Raw genomic sequence first — 18,910 nt, forward strand, 5'->3', positions numbered from 1 at the left:
TCAATGACCGGTTGGATTTATTTCGCGTTTGCCGGGTTCGCCGCAAACATCGGCCCAAGCTTCCAGCATATAGCTGACAAATTGGATATACATCGTAATTGCAAACACGCCCAGGAAGGCAGCCATTTGGTATTTGATAAACAACCCGATGGACGCGGCTTGACTGACTTCAAAATTCAGAATGGGCATGTTGATCAATGCCTGTTTGCCATCAAGGCCGATCAAGAGGATCGCCCAACAGGTCGACAGGCCCAGCAAGATCGTCCCAATGAAGTTTGCATAGCCTTTTGTGCGCTCACGCAGGCCAGCATAAACGATATCAACGCGCACATGGCCTTCGTCGTATAAAGTATAGGCAGAAGCAAATAGAAACAGCGCGGCATACCAATAGCGCACCAGATCACCCATAAACGCCTGTTCATACGAGAAGACGAATCGCGAAACCACGATTGCCAATTCGGCAACCACGATCAACAGAGCCAACCACAAAAACCCAGCTGTGCGCGTGATCGCGCCGAGAATGAAGCCAACAACAAGCAGTGGTATGTGGATTTTGAGGCCAACGAAGAACGGTTTGTTCAGATCTTTTGCTGCGCCCTCCCAGAGCAAGCTTTCGGCCAGCCCTTCCACGCGTAAAAAAGCCACAGCCACATCTGCCATACCAACCAGAAACACGCCCCAAAACAATGATCTAACCAGATAGAGGTTTAACCGATGGATGCGATCTGCATCCTGACGCAGGGCCGTTCCAGGCGTTCCTCGGGCGAATAAAACCGCCGCAAGCATCGGAATTAAATACACCAACATTGGCAGCGGGTTGTTCCAACGCAGCTCGGTGTCACTTTGAAAAGAAAGGTTCAAAACATTATTGGTTAAAAATGCCAACAACATCGCCAGCAAGGCCCAAGAAACTGCTCTTATGGTCACCGCGCTTTTTGCCTGCGGATGACCGGTGTGTCCCGTGTCCGGCGCTGTCATTTTGTCACCTGTATATTGATAAAACAAATAAAAAGAGTGCGTGTAATCAAACACGCACTCTTCTGGTTCGGGTTAACCGATATCGAATACGCGGTTACGCTGGTTCAAGAACGTTGTCTCGAATTGCGCGAGCATGCCGCCAATTTCGCGCATGCCTTTTTGATAGGCATCGTCAACTTCGGTTGCCAAAGCAGAGTGATCGCGTGTTTCTTCAAACACTTCCAATGCGCCTTCGCCCATTGCATCCCAAACATCATCGTTAAAGTTACGCACTTCAACGCCTTGCTCTTCAACAAGTTTGGTCAGGTACTCACCGTTACGCGCCATCGTCTCGTCATGCGCCAGCGCATGCTCTTCCGCAGCGGCGGCTTGGATCACGTTTTGCTCATAATCACTTAGGCTTCCCCACCATTCAGCGTTCATTCCCAGCGCAATACAGCTGCCTGGCTCATGCATACCACCGGTATAGTAGTACTTAGTCGCTTCATAGAACTTCAAGAAATAGTCGTTCCATGGGCCAACCCACTCTGTGGCATCGATTGAACCTGAAACCAGGTTTTCATAGATCTGGCCGCCGGGCAATGACACGGTTGAAGCGCCAAGCTTTGACAACACCGTTCCGCCAAGGCCGGGAATACGCATTTTCAGGCCTTTAAAATCATCACCGCTTTCGATTTCTTTGTTGAACCAACCGCCGGCTTGGGTGCCTGTTGAGCCAACTGGAATTGCTTTCAGACCGAATTCGCCCGACACTTTATCCCACAGTGCCTGTCCACCTCCAAAGCGGATCCATGCTGTCCATTCCTGCGTGGTCATGCCAAATGGAACAGATGTAAAATAAGCAAAGGCCGGGTGCGTTCCGATCCAGTAATAATCCGCCGCAATGTAGGCTTGGCTATTGCCAGATGCCACTTCGTTAAACGAATCAAACGCGCCAACACGCTCGCCCGCAGCGAAATATTCAACATTCAACGCACCGTCAGAAATCTCACCGACGCGGCGCGCGAAACGCTGAGCAGATGTTCCGAGGCCTGGGAAGTCACGCCCCCAAGTTGCGACAACGGTCATGGTCTTGCCATGACCACCGGCAACGGCGGGTGCCGCCAAAGCAGCGCCAGTAGCGCCAATTGCAGCGCCTTTTAAAAACTTACGACGTTCCATACAGTTTCTCCTCACTGTTTAGTTTTTTACAGGGCAGTCCTCCGAGCCCCAATATTGGTCAAGTTATCTAACCAGTTTGCGGATCGCAACTAATTTGTCCCTTGCACGTAGTGTAATTAGCCGTTTCTGAGGACAAGGCAAGGTTTTTCAAGCCTGTCAGCCCGCCTGCAAAGGCCATTGCCGTTTTTAGGATCATTTGGGATTTGCCGAAGTAATTGCAGCGTCAGGAGAAAAATTTCGCTAAAGTGATTCCAGCTTGTTCCAGTGACCTGCGTACAGATTTGGCAATTTCGAGAGCGTTTTGCGTATCCCCATGCAGACAAATTGTATCAATTTTGGCTTTTATATGCTGCCCCGAGCGCGTGATGATACTGCCGTTTACCACCATTTGTGTGATCCTATGAGCCGCCAGCGCCGGATCATGGATCACCGCACCCTCGATTGAGCGATCCACCAGCGTAGCATCCTCATTATAGGCCCGATCGGCAAAAATTTCGCCAACATATCGACAGGGCAAGCTTTGCGCGACCTTTTCCTGAGCACTCGCCGCTAGCACCATTAAAATGGTCTCCGGCGCGACTGAAAGCGCGGCTTCATAGGCGTCATAAGCCAGCTCTGCATGTTCCGATGCCATGTTTGACAGCGCGCCATGCAGTTTAATATGGCGAATTTCAGCGCCAACGCTGCGCGCCATCGCCTGCGCCGCCCCGATCTGATAGCGTATTTGATTTTGTAACGTGGTTTTGGATAGGTGAAGCCGCCGCCGTCCAAACCCTTGCAGATCGTCAAAGCCCGGATGCGCGCCGATACCGACCCCGCAATCCTGCGCCTGTTGCATCGTTTGCTGCATCACATCTGGATCCCCTGCGTGAAAGCCGCAAGCAACATTGGCCGAGGTGATCACCTGCAAAAGAGCGCCGTCATTGCCCATTTTCCAGGGGCCGAAGCTTTCCCCCATATCTGCATTCAAATCAATATTTTTCATTGGTTTGTATCTCCTGCATCGAAGGCCGACACTACGCCTCCGATCAATTGAAACGACAAGAGGTTTTTCATTTTATACGGATCTTTCAACAATGGATGCAAGCGGTCAGATAATTGAGATACGCGTTCATTATACTGATTTTGATATTCAAGCGCTTGTTCAAGCGATAGAAATTTAAACCTAATCTTTGCATCTAAGCCGGCTTGCGCGATTTTTGGTAGATCACTTGGAAGCACCGTTCCAATCCGTGGATAACCGCCGGTGCTTTGGCATTCAGGCATCAAGACGAAGGGGCGTCCATCGCCCGTCATTTGAATATCCCCCGGCACGATGATTTCAGAAAGTATTTTGAGTTGATTGCTGATTTGAAACGGCGCGCCTTCAAAGTCTAATTTAATGCCCATCCGGTTGGCCCGAATGTCGCGCGTAAAAATTGTATTTTCGAAGCGCGCGCGCTCAGCTGGGCTGAAAAGATCGGTTTGAACCGAGGCGACGATATGAACGCAGCCTCCTTGGAAGCGATCTTCTACCTCCAATTTTTGGCCGATAAAGGGTTTCTTATCCGGGCCGATCGGCAGAGTGGCGCCTGCAGCCAACGCCTCGCCGATTCCAATCGCATGATGCGCAGCACGGGCCTTCAAAAAAACTTCTGTGTCAAAGCCGCCTCCCACCGACAAATAGGCATATGTGCCCGCTTGCACCCCCCCTAAGCGCAAAATTGCCCCATCTGGCAGGTGATGCGCGGCGTTCCAAGCCAAGGGCGTGCCGTCAAGCTCTGCCTTCATCGGGGCACCGGTTAATGCAATTTTCATATCACCTTGAGCTTGGAAGACACCGCCAAACCCAGCCATCTCTAGCGCCCCATCGCCGCTGAATTGCCCAAGAAGTACGGCGCCTTCCTCTAAAGCCAAACAATCTGCTGCGCCCGATTTCGAAAGCCCTTGAGCCAAATACCCCGGGCGGCCAAAATCTTGAATGCTTGCATGAGCGCCACAGGAGAGGATCTTTAGCCCGGCCATCACAAAGCGCGAATCACTGCACCGCCATCACCGCTGTGATCTTGGCTTTTAAGATTAAAGAGCTGTTCTGCCGATACGGATTGCAATTGCAATTCATCCCCCGGGCGCAGCGCAAAGGGATTATCGGGCTGTTGGGGGCGAAAGCATTGAAAAGCGGTTTGCCCAATATGGCGCCAGCCAGTTGGGTTATCGGCGGCAAAAATTATCACTTGCCGGATCGCCACGACCAATGCGCCGCCGGAGACTTTTGGGTTCACATGCTCCATGCGCGGAATATCCCAAGCCGGTGGCAACTCGCCGGCATAAGGTTGGCCCGGGGCGTATCCTATGGCCATTACCCGCAGCGGCGCAGCGGTCAAGCTTTGGATCGCTGTGGCTCTGTCCATCCCGGCCAGCTCTGCCGCTTGGGATAATTGTGGCCCGTTTCCAGTATCAAAAGCGCAGGGAATCACAAATATACGGCGCCCTCGGGGCAGCGCGGCCTGATACCAATCATGCTGCCCAAGCAACTCTGCGAGCTGCGCGCGCATCTGGGAATGGGTCAGGGCAGCTGTGTCAAATCGCAGAAAGCTTGACGCCAAGGTGCTGCTGGTTTCTTCGATGCCGTGCCAAGCCTGCTGGTCAATCGCGGCTTTGAACGCCAAGGCAGCGCGATTTGAGGCTTCGTTCAAGCCGCCGCTGAACTGGACCAGAAAGCCGTTTAAGCCCACAGGAACGATCCGCGGATATTTTAGGCCTTGTTGCACGTCGCCATCGCCTTTTTTGACGGTTTCAAGCGTTGCGTCAGCGGGCATGGTCATGGCCCTCAAAGCTTTGCGCTTGCATCTGCCTATACGCCACGATGCGGCCCGCGGGCTTCGAGCGCGAATTGCGCAACAGCTTCAGCCAGCACATCCAATGTGTCGATCATCGCCGCGCTTGGATCATGACTGGTTTGAATCATTGAAAATTCAGAGCAGGCCACGAGCTGAAGATTGGCACCGCGTCGGGTCAATTCTGTTGAGGCTTCCAAAAGCAGGCTGCGGGCCTCGGCTGTGTCGCCAGAGGTTTTGATTTTCCGGATCGCCTGCACCATTTTTACATCATCTTCCGGCCAAATTATAATGCGCTCACTGGCCTGAAAATACCTTTCGAAAAGCTGGGTTTTGCGCAGTGCGGGTGAAGCCAGAATGCCAATAACATCGCCAGCTCTGCTTTTTGCAAGCGCGGTTTGAACCGATAATTTCACCATATTAAAAAACGGTAGGGCGGTTTTTCTTTGAATAGCCTCTGCAAAAAGATGTGCTGTGTTACACGGCATTGCCAGCGCCTCTGCGCCCCATTTGTCGAGGCGCTGGGCCATATCCTCCAGCACTGGACCGGGATCCCGCGCACCGAACGTTTGATCCAAAACATAGGCCAAGCGTGAGGGCACTTGGGGGTTCATATCGATCAGCAAAGGGATATGATCTTGATCATCCTGCGCGCGCACCGCGTTGAGCAAGCGCTGTTGAAAAAGAATGGTCGCTTCGGGCCCCATACCCCCTAAAACGCCGATTTTTTTCATAGGTTAGATCCTTTGTATTTAGCCGACTTTGCAGCGGCAGACGGCGCTGTTCTTGGCCTGTTAAGGCGCAGTTAAATCAATTCTGAATGGATATGCCAAGGCCTGATTGTCGCTTATTTTGAAATGGATCGTCGGCGGTTTCCCGCTGTTTTTTTGGCGCAAGAACAGCCTAGCGGCTTGATTGCAGGTGAAGTCTGGCTATTTGACGGTGGATTGAGGTCACAGGAGATGGCGCCAATGACAAAATTTACTTTTTTGATTTAACTTCAGTTCGCCAGTTTGCTGGCGGTGGCCTTGGCAGCGGCGCTGACGCTGGATCCGCCAAAGGCGAAATGGTCACTCATAGGGCCGCTTTAACAGCATGCCGGCTGAATATCTTAGCCAGGGCGGGCGCTTTGATTGGAAACCACTGGCAGATATGCTAAGCAGAACGCTGTGTTCAAAAGCGCGCGGTGTCGATGTTATCAGGATTAAAAGTGATCGAGTTCGAAGGCCTTGGGCCGGCGCCTTTTGCGGGTATGATGCTGGCAGATTTGGGCGCGGATGTGATCGTTATTCATCGCGAAACCGCAGATAAAAGCCCTGCTCATGCCCGCCATAATCTGCTGGATCGCGGCAAACGCTCGATCGTTTTGAATTTGAAGAACGCAGATGAAAAACAGCTTGCGCACCGTTTGGTCTGCCAAGCTGATGGGCTGATCGAAGGCTTTCGACCCGGGGTGATGGAGCGTTTGGGCTTGGGGCCAGAGGATGTGATGCACGTCAATCCGCGTTTGGTTTACGGACGGGTTACGGGCTGGGGACAAACCGGTCCTTTGGCGCAGGCAGCGGGCCATGATTTGAATTATTTGGCGCGTAGTGGCGGGCTTTGGTATGCCTCAAATGCCGGTGAAACGCCGTTTCCGCCGCCCACCTTATTGGGTGATATTGGCGGCGGTGCGCTATATCTGGTGATTGGGATTCTGGCGGCTTTGCTGACCCAAAGAGCCACTGGGAAAGGCGCTGTGATTGATGCGGCTATGGTGGATGGGACATCGCATATGCTGTCGCTTTTGATGTCTCTTCAAGGGCAGGGCGGGCTGGTCAAAGAACGCGGCAAAAGCCTGTTGGACGGGCCGCATTTTAGCCGGAGTTATGCCTGTCGCGGCGGCGGCTATATTTCCGTGCAATGTTTGGAGCCGCAATTTTATGCCGCATTTTTAAGGAAATTGGACCTGCAAGAAGATGCCGACTTTTGCAAACAATTCGAGCCCGCGCTATGGCCCGAGCTCACCGCCCGTTTGGCGGGATTATTCGCGCAGAAACCGGCCTCGCATTGGGATGATTTATTTGCGCAAACCGATGCCTGCGTTGCGAAAATAAATGCACCGCAAGAGGCCCAAAACGATCCGCATATTCAAGCACGCCAGATTTGGAGCTGGGCGCAAGGCTTGCTGCAGGCAGCACCGGCACCGCGATTTCGACATGGGCCCCCGAAGCAATAGGCGAAATACGCGCCAAAGATGCAGACCGAGGCCAGATCTTGGCCGAATTAAACGAAGGAATTTCTGATGCTCGCCCAGTTTGAGACGCTGAACGCGCTGTTACAGACCCGCTATTCTTGCCGCGCATTTTTAGACAGGCCGGTCGCGCATTCTGATATTGAAAAAATTGTTGAGGCGGCTCAACGGGTCCCGTCTTGGTGTAACGCGCAGCCGTGGCAGCTTATTCTTTGCGAAGGCGCGCAAACCAAGATGTTGGCCGCTGCCTTGACGGAGGCGGCCAAAGAGGGGTTGCAAGCACCAGAGATCCCCTTTCCCGAAAGCTATAGCGGCAAATACAAACATCGCCGCTCAACCTGTGGCTGGCAATTATACGAGGCTGTGGGGGTTGCAAAAGGTGATCGCGCCGCATCGCGTCAGCAAATGCTAGAAAACTATCGCTTCTTTAATGCGCCGCAGGTGGCGATCCTGACAATTCCCAAAGAATTGGGCGCGTATGCCGCGCTGGATGCGGGCGCTTTCATCACCGCTTTTACGCTTGCCGCGCAGGCCTTGGGAATAGCCACGATAGCGCAGGCGGCGATTGCCGGAATGGCGCCTATTCTGCGCGAAAAGCTGCAGATTGAAGCGGATCGCGATATCCTATGCGCTGTGTCTTTCGGCTATGAAGATAAACACCATCCGGCAAATGCGTTTCGGACCAAACGGGCGGGCGTGCAGGAGGTTCTGCGGTGGCATAAGCCCGATTAAGCGGCTCTTGGCGGCGCGACCCAAGCCCGAGGCCGATCAGCGGCTTGGGTGGCTTTGGGGCAATAGCAGCTAGGCTTTTGCCGCGATTATAATCACCTCAACAAGGTGCTTGGGGGTCGCAAGAGCAGATTCGCCCGTGGCTCGGGCAGGGGCGTGGCCCTCAGGCACCCACGCATCCCAGACCGCGTTCATATCCGCGAAATCATCCATAGAAGCCATCCAGATCGTGGCGCTTAAAATGCGCGTTTTATCCGAACCCGTCTGCTCTAGTAAACTATCAACTTTATCAAGAACTTCTTGGGTTTGTTCGGTGACTGATGTGCCCGGAGTTCCGACTTGGCCTGCCAAATAAATGGTGCTGCCATGTACCACCGCTTGGCTCATACGTTGCCCTGTTGCTATTCGTGTTATGTCTGACATGTCTTTTCCTTTAGCGCGAGTATGGGGTTTCGATACGGGGCAGTATTTGCAATAAATCGCGCAGAGGAAAGCACCGATTTGCCTTTGAATGAATTTTTACGCAGCGCGCACACAGGGACATGCAGATCGCGCGGCGCTCTGGGAATCAGCGGCCGTTTAATTTCTGCGGATCTTCGTAGCGCCCGCTTTGGGCTGGGCAAAAGAGCAAGGCTGGGTGTTACGACAGGCGGGTTTGGCGTTTGTTTCGGCGCAGTGTCAGAATAAACCCAGAAAAATGGAAAGTTAATCGATGCGACTATGCGAAGAAAATATTACCCTTACAGGCAAAGCTGCCGCGCTGGAACTTTTGTCAATGGCTCATCACGAAGATCTAGTTGAGGCGGTTCAAGACGGTGATTTGCATAAATTATGGTACACGAACATTCCCTCTGCTTGCGAGATGCGCGCAGAGATCAGCCGGCGCTCAGAGTTGCACCGGCAGGGCTCAATGTACCCTTTCGCGGTCAAACACCTTGCGACGCAGCGCTGCGTTGGTATGACCACCTATATGAATATTGAACCATCGCAGCGCAGGTTGGAAATTGGGTCAACTTGGTTGCGAAAATCTATCCAGCGCAGCGCGGTGAATACCGAATGTAAATGGCTGCTCCTCGAATATGCGTTTGAGCAATTGAATTGCATTTGCGTGGAATTTAGAACCCATGCGATGAATTTACAAAGCCTGCGGGCGATTGAGCGCCTCGGCGCCAAGCAGGATGGGATTTTGCGCAACAATATGATTATGGCCAATGGCAGCTATCGAGACAGCGCCGTATATTCAATCATTGCAAGCGAATGGCCCAGCGTGAAGGCAAATTTAACCTGGCAATTGCAGCAATACGCGTAATGACTGCTTTTGTTGCAAGGCCGATTTCGCCCAACGATATTGCCATTTGGACGCGCGCGGATCGTCTGGCCGCGCGGGCAAAACCGTTGATTTAACTGCGGGCCATGCATAAAATTTTAAAAAGCGACATGCGCGCCCACTGGTGGCTGTGGGTCTGTTTTAAAAGAAACATAAGGCGTTTTGGCTCAGCGAGCGGATAGGTGATTGAAAGTTTCGTTGGGGTCGCAGCCGGAAGGGGCCGCTGGCTTTTGCATTAATGCTGTCAGCAGATGCTTGCAGGCAGAGGCCTGCGGCGCTAAACCCCTCGGGGAAAGAATATGGAGAGGTCGATGGCGATCGATACTGCAACAGCCGCAAAAGTGGCAAAATTGGCCAGATTAAAAGTGGATGAAGCGGCTTTGCCCGCTTTGGCTGAGGAATTTAATGCGATTTTGGGATTCATCGAGCAATTAAATGCGGTGGATGTCAGCGGGGTTGAGCCAATGACCTCGGTCACTCCGCAGCGGTTGAAACGACGCGCGGATGAGGTGAATGATGGTGATCAGCAAATGCAGGTCTTGGCCAATGCGCCAGATGCGCGCGAAGGGTTTTTTGCGGTTCCAAAGGTGGTTGAATAATGAGTGAGATGAACGCATGGAGTTTGGCCCAGGCCCGCGATGCGCTGCGCGCGAAACAGGTCACCTCGGTTGAGCTGACCGAAGCCTGCCTAAGCGCGATTGAGGGCGCTGATGCGCTGGGCGCGTTTGTTCATAAAACGCCCGAGCTGGCGTTGGATTTGGCGCGGGCAGCAGATCAACATCTGGCCTCTGGAGATGCGCCGGATATGTGCGGTTTGCCGATCGGGATCAAAGATTTATTCTGTACCAAAGGCGTACCCAGTCAAGCGGCAAGTCGAATTCTAGAAGGGTTTAAGCCCGAATATGAAAGCACGGTTAGCCAGAAATTGCGCGATAGCGGTGCCGTTATGCTGGGCAAGCTCAACATGGATGAGTTTGCGATGGGCAGTTCAAACGAAACCTCGATCTATGGCGACGTAGTCAATCCCTGGAAACTGGGTGAGCAGGCGCTGACCCCCGGTGGGTCTTCTGGCGGTTCCGCCGCGGCCGTGGCAGCAGATCTTTGTTTGGCGGCCACCGGAACCGATACCGGAGGCTCGATCCGCCAACCTGCTGCATTTACCGGCACTGTCGGGATCAAACCTACCTATGGGCGCTGTTCGCGCTGGGGTATCGTGTCCTTTGCCAGCTCGCTTGATCAAGCAGGCCCAATGACGAAAACAGTGCGGGATTCGGCGATTATGCTTGAGGCCATGTCTGGCCATGATCCCAAAGACAGCACCAGCGCTGATCTGGCCGTGCCGAATTTCGAAGCGATGTTGAGTGGTGATATTCGGGGCAAAAAAATCGGCATCCCGCGCGAATATCGGATGGATGGCATGCCGGATGAGATCGAGGCTTTATGGCAAGAAGGCCAAGATATGTTGAAATCTGCTGGGGCAGAAATGATCGATATCAGCTTGCCGCATACGCAATATGCGCTGCCAAGCTATTACGTGATTGCCCCAGCCGAAGCGTCGTCAAACCTGGCGCGCTATGATGGTGTTCGCTTTGGGCACCGGGCTGCTTTGGCGGCGGGCGATGGCATTACAGAGATGTATGAAAAAACCCGCGCGGAAGGGTTTGGCCCGGAAGTGCAGCGCCGGATCATGGTGGGAACCTATGTGTTATCCGCAGGGTTTTATGATGCGTATTACAACCGTGCCCGCAAAGTGCGCGCGTTGATTAAAAAAGATTTTGACGATGTTTTTGCAACGGGTATTGACAGTATTTTAACCCCTACCACGCCCTCTGCGGCGTTTGCGCTTGGCGGTATGGCGGATGCGGATCCTTTGGAAATGTATCTTAATGATGTGTTTACGGTCACCGTGAACTTGGCCGGTTTGCCAGGCATTTCTGTTCCTGCCGGATTGGACAAACAGGGCTTGCCGCTGGGGCTGCAGCTGATTGGTCGCCCTTGGGAGGAGGCAGATTTGCTAAATTCTGCCTACACTCTGGAACAGGCTTCTGGGTTTGCGTATAAACCGCAGAATTGGTGGACCTCATGATGCAGGATCGACCCTAATGTCGAACTCCCTTTTGATCAGAGCTTTAACCGCCGGTGGCGCCTTGGCGCTTCTTGGTGCCTGCGAGCCAGTTGAGATTGGGCAAAACCCGACGCCAAATGCGGCCTCGGTGTTGCCGCTGCCTTCTCCGATGGCTGTTGAGCAACAAAGCTTGGCGCCCGCCTCAGGGGTTGAGGTTGATGACCCAACAGGCGCGGCTGCTTCGGTTGATACGACCTCGCTGTCGGATGAAAATGATTTTGAGGCGGTTGCCGCCCGTCAATCGATCGAAAGCGATGCCAAGCGCTTGGCCGAAAGCCGTGCGAAATATGTTGTGATTGAGCCCACCGATTTGCCCGTGCGCCCGGGCACAAATGAGATCAGTATCATCGAATACGCTTTGCGCACGACCAACCCGGTTGGGGTGCAAATCTATCGCCGCTCCGGCCTTTACAATGAAGAGCTATATCTGCGGAACTGTAACTTTTATGCCTCTCCCAGCGAAGCCCAGCAGGTGTTTTTAAAGCGCAGCGGTCCGAAAATGGATTGGATGGGTCTTGATCCGGATGGCGATGGGTTTGCCTGCTCTTGGGATCCGACGCCGTTTCGCTTGGCCGGATCGTCGGGATGATTGGCGCCCCTTTTGCGGATGTCAGGGCCTCGCCAAATTTTGGCCCGCGTCGCGCAGGAGGCTCGATTGATCTTTTGCTGTTGCATTACACGGCGATGCAAAGCGCCGAGGCCGCGCTGCAGCGCTTATGCGATCCGATCCATGAGGTGTCGGCGCATTATCTTATCACATTGGATGGCCGGGTTCTCCAGCTGGTGTGCGAAAGCCAGCGCGCTTGGCATGCCGGGCGCAGTTTCTGGGCCGGTGAAACGGATATCAACAGCCGGTCAATTGGTATTGAGCTTGATAATCGCGGCGATCATCCGTTTTCCAATAAACAAATGCGTGCGCTGATTGCGCTTTGTGGCGATATTATTGGCCGGCACAATATTCCGGCGCATCGGGTTCTGGGGCATTCCGACGTTGCCATTGGCCGAAAAGCCGATCCTGGTGCACGGTTTGATTGGCGCAGATTGGCGCTAAGCGGGGTTGGTGTTTGGCCGGATCTTAAAACCTGGCATTTGAATGCGATTGTCGAGATGGATCCGGTGATGGGTGAAGATGCGCTGCGCGCCCGGGCACAATTTGTGAAACAGGCTGCAGATTATGGATATGATCCAAGCTTTGGTTTGGAGCAAATCTTATCGTCGCTCCGGCAGCATTTCGCGCCCCATCGCCGGGGCCCTTTAAGCCGGTTTGATTGTACGCTGGTGGCCGCTTTGAATACGCTTTGCAATTGACCTTGCCGCTTTTCGCGCCTACTGCAGCTTTGCGCGGAGAACTGGATGATCGCGGCCCTTCGGGGTCGAGGAAAGTCCGGACTCCACAAAGAAATGGTGCCGGGTAACGCCCGGGCGGGGCAACCCGACGGATAGCGCAACAGAAAGCAAACCGCCTACGCTGGTCGCAGGTAAGGGTGAAAGGGTGGGGTAAGAGCCCACCGGAGGCCTGGTAACAGGTCTTGCATGGCAAGCCCCACCAGGAGCAATGCCAAATAGGAACCTCAGGTGGGTTGATCGTTTTTTCGATATCACCACCGGGCATCTTTGGCCTATAGGGTTCGGGTTGGCAGCTAGAGGCGCAGGGGTAACCTTGGGCCAAGAGGAATGATCATCCAAGAGGGCAACCTCTGGACAGAATCCGGCTTATAGGTTCTCCGCGCGTTTGCTTTGATCCGGACGAGCTGCAGAAAATATGCCAGGTCACGGTTGACAGCAGCCGCAGCATCGCTAAAAGGCACATTCTACAGAGTTTTACGGGTGTTTGATCCCCCGCTTCAGGAGACGTTTCATGGCCAAGCCAACCACTATTAAAATCCGCCTGAATTCTACCGCAGGCACTGGCCATTTTTATGTGACCAAGAAAAACGCCCGCACAATGACTGAGAAGATGGTCGTTCGTAAATACGATCCGGTTGTGCGTAAGCATGTTGAATATAAAGAAGGTAAGATCAAATAAGCAGGCCTTGTCCTTTTAAGCCATAAAAAACCACTCAGTGTTTTGAGTGGTTTTTTTGTTGCGGTTGATAGCTTCAGCCGTCGCTTCATTCAGATCGCATAAAAAAGGCCGCGAAGCGAACCGCGGCCTTTTGGTATCGACAGAGGCGCTTGCCTATTCCTGATTGCCCATGAACATCAGCAAGAACTGGAACATGTTCAGAAAATCCAGATAAAGATTTAGCGCGCCGTGAATCGCTGACTTGTCCAACCATTCCTGATCGCCATGATGCGCATGCGCCAAATAGGTATTTTTGATATTCTGCGTGTCATAGGCGGTTAGGCCAGCAAAGATCAAAACGCCCAGAACCGAAATCGCAAACATTATCGCGGGAGAGCCGAGGAACATATTGACGATCATCGCTACAAAAATGCCGATTACACCCATGATCAGGAAAGAGCCCCAGCCTGAAATGTCTTTCTTTGTGGTGTAACCCCAAAGCGACAAGCCTGCAAAAGCGATCGCGGTGACTAAAAAGGTCTGCACGATTGAGAAGGTTGTGTAGAACACAAAGATCGAACTCAGCGAGACGCCAATCAATGTGGCGAAAAGAAAGAAGAACAATTGCGCACCGCTGGCCGAAGCGCGTTGCATAATGGCGCCAAAGCCAAAAATCATTCCCAAAGGTGCCAGCATCACAATCCAGCGTAGAGCTGATGTGTAAATGGCAACGCCGAAAGACGTGAGCAACGTACCATTGGCCATCTGGCCGGCAGCCAAGGCCGGATCAGACGTGGTTGCCAAGCCGGCAATGGCCCATGCGGCCAATGCTGTAATCAGCATACCAACGGACATTGTACCATATACTTTGTTCATATGCGTGCGTAGGCCCTCGTCGATTTCGCCGACGCGACCCGCTGCGGTGCTGCGCATTGTTTCAAATTCTGCCATAATTAACCTCCAGTGCCGAATTAGCAGGATGGGATCTCCATTCTGCAAAAAACATTAAGATACATATTGGGGAGAATGAGCCACTTTTCAAGGCTTAGCGTACGATCAATTCCTGAATTGTTAAAAATAGTGCGAAGTGAGTCTTTTTGAACACCGTTTAAAGGCCTTACGCATTTTTTAAGGTCTCTTTTCGGACCGTCCAAGGTGGCGAGCGGTTGACGGTATGAACCATCTACAGGGTGTTGCGGGCAAAAGACCGGTCAACCGGTTTCTGCAGTTCACCAAAAGCGCGTTGAGGCCATGGCTTATGGGAATTTCAACGCGCCTATGTGGTTTCTGTAAAATCGAACAAACCCGTCCTTTGCATTGAAAATACGAGGTTTCTTAAGAAGATCTGCACAAAGCAGACGGCTTGCCCTAGCTGTGCTTGACAAGTGGTGGGGTGCTTTGACGTTGCGATCACCGCTTTGAAAGCCAGTTTTAAGCGCTGCGAATACTCTCCTTTAAAGAGAGTGAATTAAAAACTTTATTCGCTTAAGTAACAAAAAGTGCTTGAATTTTGCGGATGTTCTGCTAATCTCTCGATCATGAATTAAGGGTTTGGCCAGGGTATTTCGGTCTAAACCGCCATGATTGTTATAAAAAGGAATATTCAATGGCACATCCTGTTGACGAACATGTTGGAAAGCGACTCCGGCAGCGTAGATGGCTGGTGGGGATGACGCAGCAGCAATTGGCAGAGCATGTCGGGATTAAATTTCAACAAATTCAAAAATATGAAACCGGTGCGAACCGTGTAAGCGCATCGCGCCTATGGGATATCGCAAGCACTTTAGACGTTTCGATTAATTTTTTCTTCGATGGGTTGCAGGCAGAAAAAGGCGTTAAAATTCAGTCTGACGCGATGCCGTCAGATCTTATGGGCGATAAAGAAGCGTTGGATTTGGTGCGCTCTTACTATGCGATACCGGAAAACCAACGGCGTAGATTGTTTGACCTTGCCCGGGTGCTCAGCGACGTCGCTTGATTTTCGTGTGATCATGCTCTAGCGCCTTTGGGCGAAAGGGTTTGATTATGGAAAAAGCGTATGTAAGCAGGGAGACCCTCTCTGCGACGGATAAAGAAGATCTAAAACGCGTGGCGGTTGCCTTGGCCGACGCGGCCAGAGAGGCGATTTTGCCGCTATTCCGGTCAACAAAATTGGCGCTTGAAAATAAAGCTGATCAGGGCTTTGATCCTGTGACCCATGCGGATAAAGCCGCTGAACGCGCGATGCGCGCCATCCTTGAAGAGCAACGCCCAGAGGATGGCATTTTGGGCGAAGAATACGGTGAAACTTCTGGAAGCTCGGGGTTAACGTGGGTGCTCGATCCGATCGATGGCACCCGTTCTTTCATGAGCGGAACCCCAACCTGGGGCGTTTTGATTGCCTTGCGCGATGCGGCGGGCCCGTTTTTTGGAGTCATTGATCAACCTTATATCGGCGAGCGGTTTATCGGTGGTTTGGGGCTGAACACGATGGCGGGCCCTTTGGGGGCGGCGGCTTTGCAAACGCGCTCTACGCGCTCTTTGCAGGAGGCGGTGTTGTTTTCGACTTTTCCTGAAATTGGCAGCCGCGCCGAGCATGCGAGCTTTCAGGCGGTGGCCAAAGAGGTTAAATTGGTGCGCTATGGTTTAGATTGTTATGCCTATGCGTTGCTGGCGGCGGGGCAGATCGATTTGGTGATCGAGGCCGGATTGAGCGCCTATGATGTGCAAGCGCCGATCGCAGTGATCGAAGCCGCTGGAGGGGTGGTTTGCAATTGGCAGGAGCGTCCCGCGCATAACGGAGGGCAAATTATTGCTGCGGCAACCCCCGAGCTGATGGCCGCGGCTTTGCCCTTGTTACAAAAAGCGTGAATTAAAGACGGGCGTATGAGCGATATTCTGATTAAAAATGCCGATTACATTCTCACCATGGATAATGCGCGGCGCGAATTGGGAGGCGCTGATATTCATATACATGATGGCGAAATCATCGCAGTAGAAACTGATTATATGCCGCCTGTTTCTTGCGATGTTGTGCAGGCTAAAGGCTGCGTGGTGACGCCGGGTTTGGTCAACACGCATCATCACCTCTATCAAAGCTTAACCCGCGCGGTGCCTGGCGCTCAAAATGCGTTGCTGTTTGGCTGGTTGCAGACGCTCTACCCGATTTGGGCCCGTTTTGGGCCTGAAGAAATGCGCGTTTCAGCGATGGTGGGATTAGCCGAATTGGCGTTGTCTGGCTGCAGCTTAAGCGCCGATCATTTGTATTTATACCCCAACGGTGTGCGGCTGGAAGATACGATCGAGGCGGCGCAGGAAATTGGCTTGCGCTTTTTTCCAACCCGCGGCGCGATGAGCATCGGAGAAAGCGATGGCGGCTTGCCGCCTGATGCTTTGGTTGAAAAGGAAGCGCGGATTTTGGAAGATTGCATCCGCGTGGTGGATGCGTTCCATGACCCCTCTCCCGCATCCATGCTTAGGGTGGGCATTGCGCCCTGTTCTCCGTTTTCGGTGAGTCGTGATTTAATGCGCGACGCGGCGCTTTTGGCGCGCGATAAGGGGGTATTTTTACACACGCATTTGGCAGAAAACGATGAAGATATCGCTTATTCGCTTGAAAAATTTGGATGTCGCCCTGGGCAATATGCTGAAGATTTGGGGTGGACAGGTGCGGATGTGTGGCACGCGCATTGTGTGAAATTGGACTCCAAAGAAATTTCCTTATTTGCCAAAAGCCAAACCGGTGTCGCGCATTGCCCCTGTTCGAATTGCCGCCTTGGCTCGGGGATCGCCCCGCTTCGCCAGATGCGCGATGCGCGGGTGCCTGTGGGATTGGGTGTCGACGGGTCTGCCAGCAATGATTCGGGCAATTTGATGGATGAAGCGCGCCAAGCGATGTTGCTGCAACGGGTGTCGCAAGGGGCCGATGCCATGAGTGCGCGCGAGGCGTTGGAAATTGCAACCCGCGGGGGCGCAGATGTGCTGGGCCGGCCCGAATGCGGGCGCTTGGCGGTTGGAAAACGCGCGGATATTGCGATTTGGGATGTTTCTGGGGTGGAAAGTGCGGGCAGCTGGGATCCTGCGGCGTTGGTTCTTTCCGGGCCGAATAAAGTGCGCGATTTAATGGTGGAAGGGCGCTTTGTTGTACGCGATGGCCAGCTGTCCAGCACCGATCTAGAGGCTTTGATCGGGCATCAAAACCGTCTGGTGCAAAAGCTTATCAACGCATAACGGGTTGAGAAACGCATCTGCGGCGCGCCTAACCGGTTTTGTTGTGCCATTCTGCGCCTTTGATCCAAACTGAATGGATGGCGCGATCATCGCCCATCATGATGGTAGGAAACAGGCTTGACCAGTGATCAATAGCGCGCCTTTGCCGCTGCGCGATTGCGGGAGTTGAGGCTAAATCTAAAACCACCAGATCCGCATATTTTCCGGGCGTCAAGCTGCCGATTTCATGGTCAAGATGCAGGCTGCGCGCAGAACCCATCGTGGCCAACCACAGCAATTGCGCCGGGTGCAAAGGATGACCGTTTAGTTGCCCGATCTCATAAGCCGCAGCCATAGTGCGCAGCATGGAAAAGCTGGATCCACCCCCCGTATCGGTTGCCAGAGCGATGCGTTGCCCGGCATGTGCCAGACCGTTCATATCAAAAAGGCCCGAGCCGATGAAACTGTTTGAGGTCGGGCAATGAACCAAAGCCGCGCCAACCTCTTTCAGCCGCGCTTTTTCGCGCGGCTCCAAATGTATTGCGTGCCCGTAAAGGCCGCGTTGGCCTAGTAAACCGAATGTCTCGTAGGTATCCAGATAATCACGCGCATTGGGGAAGAGATCTTTCACCCATGCGATTTCATCGATTTGTTCGCTGAGATGGGTTTGCATCAGGCAATTGGGAAATTCCTGCCATAACGCCCCCAATGCGGTCAGCTGCTCGGGGGTTGAGGTGGGCGAAAACCGCGGCGTGATGGCGTAGCGCGCCCGGCCTTGCCCATGCCATGTTTGCAGCAAGGCTTTGCTTTGGTCATAGGCGCTTTGCGCCGTGTCGCACAGGCCCTCGGGCGCATTGCGATCCATGCAGGTTTTGCCCGCCACGATGGCCATGCCGCGCGCGGTCGCACTGACAAACAGCGCCTCTACGCTGTTTGGATGAATGGTGCAAAAACTGGCCAGGCTGGTCGTGCCATGCGCGAGCGCCAGATCCAGATAGGTCTCTGCGCTGCGATGCGCATAAGCCGCATCGCCAAATCGCATTTCTTCGGGAAACGTATACTGGTTGAGCCAATCAATCAGGCGGTTTCCCCAGCTGGCAATGATTGCGGTCTGCGGATAGTGAACATGCGCGTCGATAAATCCCGCCATGATCAGTTTATCGCCATAATCGATGACCTGCGCTTGTGGGTAGTGTCGGCGCAAATCTGCAGCTGGGCCTTGGGCAAGGATCCTTCCCGCTTCAATGAGCACGCCGCCGGCGCTGTCGAAAGTGCTGGCTGCTGCGATCTCTGTTACAAAGGGATCGGCTCTAAAACTGAGCGTTTGGCCTGTTAGCAACAGCTGAGG

The 18,910-nt window shown here is 53.2% G+C and carries 20 protein-coding genes and 1 other RNA gene; 12 read left to right on the forward strand and 9 right to left on the reverse strand.

The features are described 5' to 3' along the window. The 6 genes from GN241_04935 to GN241_04960 all read right to left on the reverse strand — a co-directional run bounded on the left by GN241_04935 (position 1) and on the right by GN241_04960 (position 5,689). A complete protein-coding gene (locus tag GN241_04935) occupies positions 1-978 on the reverse strand; it encodes a TRAP transporter small permease subunit (protein ID XAT56765.1) in 978 nt (325 codons plus the stop codon). Positions 979-1,050: 72 nt separating this feature from the next. Next, positions 1,051-2,139: a twin-arginine translocation signal domain-containing protein gene (locus tag GN241_04940; protein ID XAT56766.1), complete on the reverse strand. Its 1,089-nt coding sequence runs from the start codon at positions 2,137-2,139 to the stop codon at positions 1,051-1,053. Positions 2,140-2,362: 223 nt separating this feature from the next. Beyond that, entirely contained in the window at positions 2,363-3,124 is a 762-nt protein-coding gene (gene pxpA / locus GN241_04945) for a 5-oxoprolinase subunit PxpA (protein XAT56767.1), read from the reverse strand. After that, positions 3,121-4,143 (reverse strand): urea amidolyase, encoded by a 1,023-nt coding sequence (locus tag GN241_04950; GenBank protein XAT56768.1) that lies wholly within the window; start codon positions 4,141-4,143, stop codon positions 3,121-3,123. Before GN241_04950 ends, pxpA begins: the two co-directional genes overlap by 4 nt. After that, complete coding sequence (locus tag GN241_04955) at positions 4,143-4,937, reverse strand: carboxyltransferase domain-containing protein (protein XAT56769.1); 795 nt, start codon at positions 4,935-4,937, stop codon at positions 4,143-4,145. Before GN241_04955 ends, GN241_04950 begins: the two co-directional genes overlap by 1 nt. Before the next feature lie 35 nt (positions 4,938-4,972). Further along, positions 4,973-5,689, reverse strand: coding sequence for an amino acid racemase (locus tag GN241_04960; GenBank protein XAT56770.1), 717 nt, complete (start codon positions 5,687-5,689; stop codon positions 4,973-4,975). A 458-nt stretch (positions 5,690-6,147) separates the two neighbouring features. On the opposite strand from GN241_04960, the gene GN241_04965 reads away from it, so the two are divergent. Together GN241_04965 and GN241_04970 are read left to right on the forward strand one after the other, a co-directional pair. Further along, positions 6,148-7,173, forward strand: coding sequence for a CoA transferase (locus tag GN241_04965; protein XAT56771.1), 1,026 nt, complete (start codon positions 6,148-6,150; stop codon positions 7,171-7,173). Between the two features lie 66 nt (positions 7,174-7,239). Beyond that, positions 7,240-7,920, forward strand: a complete 681-nt coding sequence (locus GN241_04970) for a nitroreductase (protein XAT56772.1) — start codon at positions 7,240-7,242, stop codon at positions 7,918-7,920. Positions 7,921-7,989: 69 nt separating this feature from the next. Here GN241_04970 and GN241_04975 read toward each other — a convergent pair whose 3' ends face one another. After that, entirely contained in the window at positions 7,990-8,340 is a 351-nt protein-coding gene (locus GN241_04975; GenBank protein ID XAT56773.1) for a RidA family protein, read from the reverse strand. Between the two features lie 289 nt (positions 8,341-8,629). Here GN241_04975 and GN241_04980 point away from each other — a divergent pair, with 289 nt between their 5' ends. The 7 genes from GN241_04980 (at position 8,630) to rpmG (ending at position 13,395) form a co-directional block, all read left to right on the forward strand. After that, entirely contained in the window at positions 8,630-9,226 is a 597-nt protein-coding gene (locus tag GN241_04980) for a GNAT family N-acetyltransferase (protein ID XAT56774.1), read from the forward strand. A 329-nt stretch (positions 9,227-9,555) separates the two neighbouring features. Next, positions 9,556-9,843 (forward strand): Asp-tRNA(Asn)/Glu-tRNA(Gln) amidotransferase subunit GatC, encoded by a 288-nt coding sequence (gene gatC / locus GN241_04985; GenBank protein ID XAT56775.1) that lies wholly within the window; start codon positions 9,556-9,558, stop codon positions 9,841-9,843. Beyond that, complete coding sequence (gene gatA / locus GN241_04990; GenBank protein XAT56776.1) at positions 9,843-11,330, forward strand: Asp-tRNA(Asn)/Glu-tRNA(Gln) amidotransferase subunit GatA; 1,488 nt, start codon at positions 9,843-9,845, stop codon at positions 11,328-11,330. The genes gatC and gatA overlap by 1 nt, the downstream gene beginning before the upstream one ends. Positions 11,331-11,346: 16 nt before the next feature. Beyond that, positions 11,347-11,958 carry a hypothetical protein gene (locus GN241_04995; GenBank protein ID XAT56777.1) on the forward strand — a complete coding sequence of 204 codons (612 nt, stop codon included), beginning with the start codon at positions 11,347-11,349 and terminating at the stop codon, positions 11,956-11,958. Beyond that, a complete protein-coding gene (locus GN241_05000) occupies positions 11,955-12,677 on the forward strand; it encodes an N-acetylmuramoyl-L-alanine amidase (protein XAT59179.1) in 723 nt (240 codons plus the stop codon). Before GN241_04995 ends, GN241_05000 begins: the two co-directional genes overlap by 4 nt. Before the next feature lie 33 nt (positions 12,678-12,710). Next, an RNA gene (gene rnpB, locus GN241_05005) (RNase P RNA component class A) lies at positions 12,711-13,101 on the forward strand. A 126-nt stretch (positions 13,102-13,227) separates the two neighbouring features. After that, positions 13,228-13,395 (forward strand): 50S ribosomal protein L33, encoded by a 168-nt coding sequence (gene rpmG / locus GN241_05010; protein ID XAT56778.1) that lies wholly within the window; start codon positions 13,228-13,230, stop codon positions 13,393-13,395. A gap of 153 nt (positions 13,396-13,548) precedes the next feature. Here the strand turns inward: rpmG and GN241_05015 are convergent, their stop codons facing one another. Continuing rightward, on the reverse strand, positions 13,549-14,325 hold the full coding sequence (locus GN241_05015; GenBank protein ID XAT56779.1) for a BAX inhibitor (BI)-1/YccA family protein: 777 nt from the start codon (positions 14,323-14,325) through the stop codon (positions 13,549-13,551). Positions 14,326-14,980: 655 nt separating this feature from the next. Between GN241_05015 and GN241_05020 the strand changes: the two genes are divergently transcribed. The 3 genes from GN241_05020 to GN241_05030 are packed head-to-tail and all read left to right on the forward strand — an operon-like array spanning position 14,981 to position 17,583. Continuing rightward, entirely contained in the window at positions 14,981-15,352 is a 372-nt protein-coding gene (locus GN241_05020; GenBank protein ID XAT56780.1) for a helix-turn-helix domain-containing protein, read from the forward strand. A gap of 47 nt (positions 15,353-15,399) precedes the next feature. After that, on the forward strand, positions 15,400-16,224 hold the full coding sequence (hisN, locus tag GN241_05025; GenBank protein ID XAT56781.1) for a histidinol-phosphatase: 825 nt from the start codon (positions 15,400-15,402) through the stop codon (positions 16,222-16,224). A gap of 15 nt (positions 16,225-16,239) precedes the next feature. Beyond that, on the forward strand, positions 16,240-17,583 hold the full coding sequence (locus GN241_05030) for an 8-oxoguanine deaminase (GenBank protein ID XAT56782.1): 1,344 nt from the start codon (positions 16,240-16,242) through the stop codon (positions 17,581-17,583). Between the two features lie 28 nt (positions 17,584-17,611). Here GN241_05030 and guaD read toward each other — a convergent pair whose 3' ends face one another. Continuing rightward, a complete protein-coding gene (guaD, locus tag GN241_05035) occupies positions 17,612-18,904 on the reverse strand; it encodes a guanine deaminase (GenBank protein ID XAT59180.1) in 1,293 nt (430 codons plus the stop codon). Between the last annotated feature and the right edge of the window lie 6 nt (positions 18,905-18,910).

It is taken from the genome of Rhodobacteraceae bacterium IMCC1335, from assembly GCA_039640495.1.
Lineage (GTDB): Bacteria > Pseudomonadota > Alphaproteobacteria > Rhodobacterales > Rhodobacteraceae > Thalassovivens.

Bases quoted from the DNA above. Each gene is read 5' to 3' on its own strand.
- GN241_04950 (XAT56768.1), bottom strand. From the start codon at position 4,143: ATGGCCGGGCTAAAGATCCTCTCCTGTGGCGCTCATGCAAGCATTCAA.
- GN241_05000 (XAT59179.1), top strand. From the start codon at position 11,955: ATGATTGGCGCCCCTTTTGCGGATGTCAGGGCCTCGCCAAATTTTGGC.
- GN241_04955 (XAT56769.1), bottom strand. From the start codon at position 4,937: ATGCCCGCTGACGCAACGCTTGAAACCGTCAAAAAAGGCGATGGCGAC.
- gatA (XAT56776.1), top strand. From the start codon at position 9,843: ATGAGTGAGATGAACGCATGGAGTTTGGCCCAGGCCCGCGATGCGCTG.
- GN241_04940 (XAT56766.1), bottom strand. From the start codon at position 2,139: ATGGAACGTCGTAAGTTTTTAAAAGGCGCTGCAATTGGCGCTACTGGC.
- GN241_04935 (XAT56765.1), bottom strand. From the start codon at position 978: ATGACAGCGCCGGACACGGGACACACCGGTCATCCGCAGGCAAAAAGC.
- GN241_04965 (XAT56771.1), top strand. From the start codon at position 6,148: ATGTTATCAGGATTAAAAGTGATCGAGTTCGAAGGCCTTGGGCCGGCG.
- rpmG (XAT56778.1), top strand. From the start codon at position 13,228: ATGGCCAAGCCAACCACTATTAAAATCCGCCTGAATTCTACCGCAGGC.
- GN241_04995 (XAT56777.1), top strand. From the start codon at position 11,347: ATGTCGAACTCCCTTTTGATCAGAGCTTTAACCGCCGGTGGCGCCTTG.
- GN241_04980 (XAT56774.1), top strand. From the start codon at position 8,630: ATGCGACTATGCGAAGAAAATATTACCCTTACAGGCAAAGCTGCCGCG.
- GN241_05015 (XAT56779.1), bottom strand. From the start codon at position 14,325: ATGGCAGAATTTGAAACAATGCGCAGCACCGCAGCGGGTCGCGTCGGC.
- GN241_04960 (XAT56770.1), bottom strand. From the start codon at position 5,689: ATGAAAAAAATCGGCGTTTTAGGGGGTATGGGGCCCGAAGCGACCATT.
- hisN (XAT56781.1), top strand. From the start codon at position 15,400: ATGGAAAAAGCGTATGTAAGCAGGGAGACCCTCTCTGCGACGGATAAA.
- GN241_04975 (XAT56773.1), bottom strand. From the start codon at position 8,340: ATGTCAGACATAACACGAATAGCAACAGGGCAACGTATGAGCCAAGCG.
- pxpA (XAT56767.1), bottom strand. From the start codon at position 3,124: ATGAAAAATATTGATTTGAATGCAGATATGGGGGAAAGCTTCGGCCCC.
- GN241_05030 (XAT56782.1), top strand. From the start codon at position 16,240: ATGAGCGATATTCTGATTAAAAATGCCGATTACATTCTCACCATGGAT.
- gatC (XAT56775.1), top strand. From the start codon at position 9,556: ATGGCGATCGATACTGCAACAGCCGCAAAAGTGGCAAAATTGGCCAGA.
- GN241_05020 (XAT56780.1), top strand. From the start codon at position 14,981: ATGGCACATCCTGTTGACGAACATGTTGGAAAGCGACTCCGGCAGCGT.
- GN241_04970 (XAT56772.1), top strand. From the start codon at position 7,240: ATGCTCGCCCAGTTTGAGACGCTGAACGCGCTGTTACAGACCCGCTAT.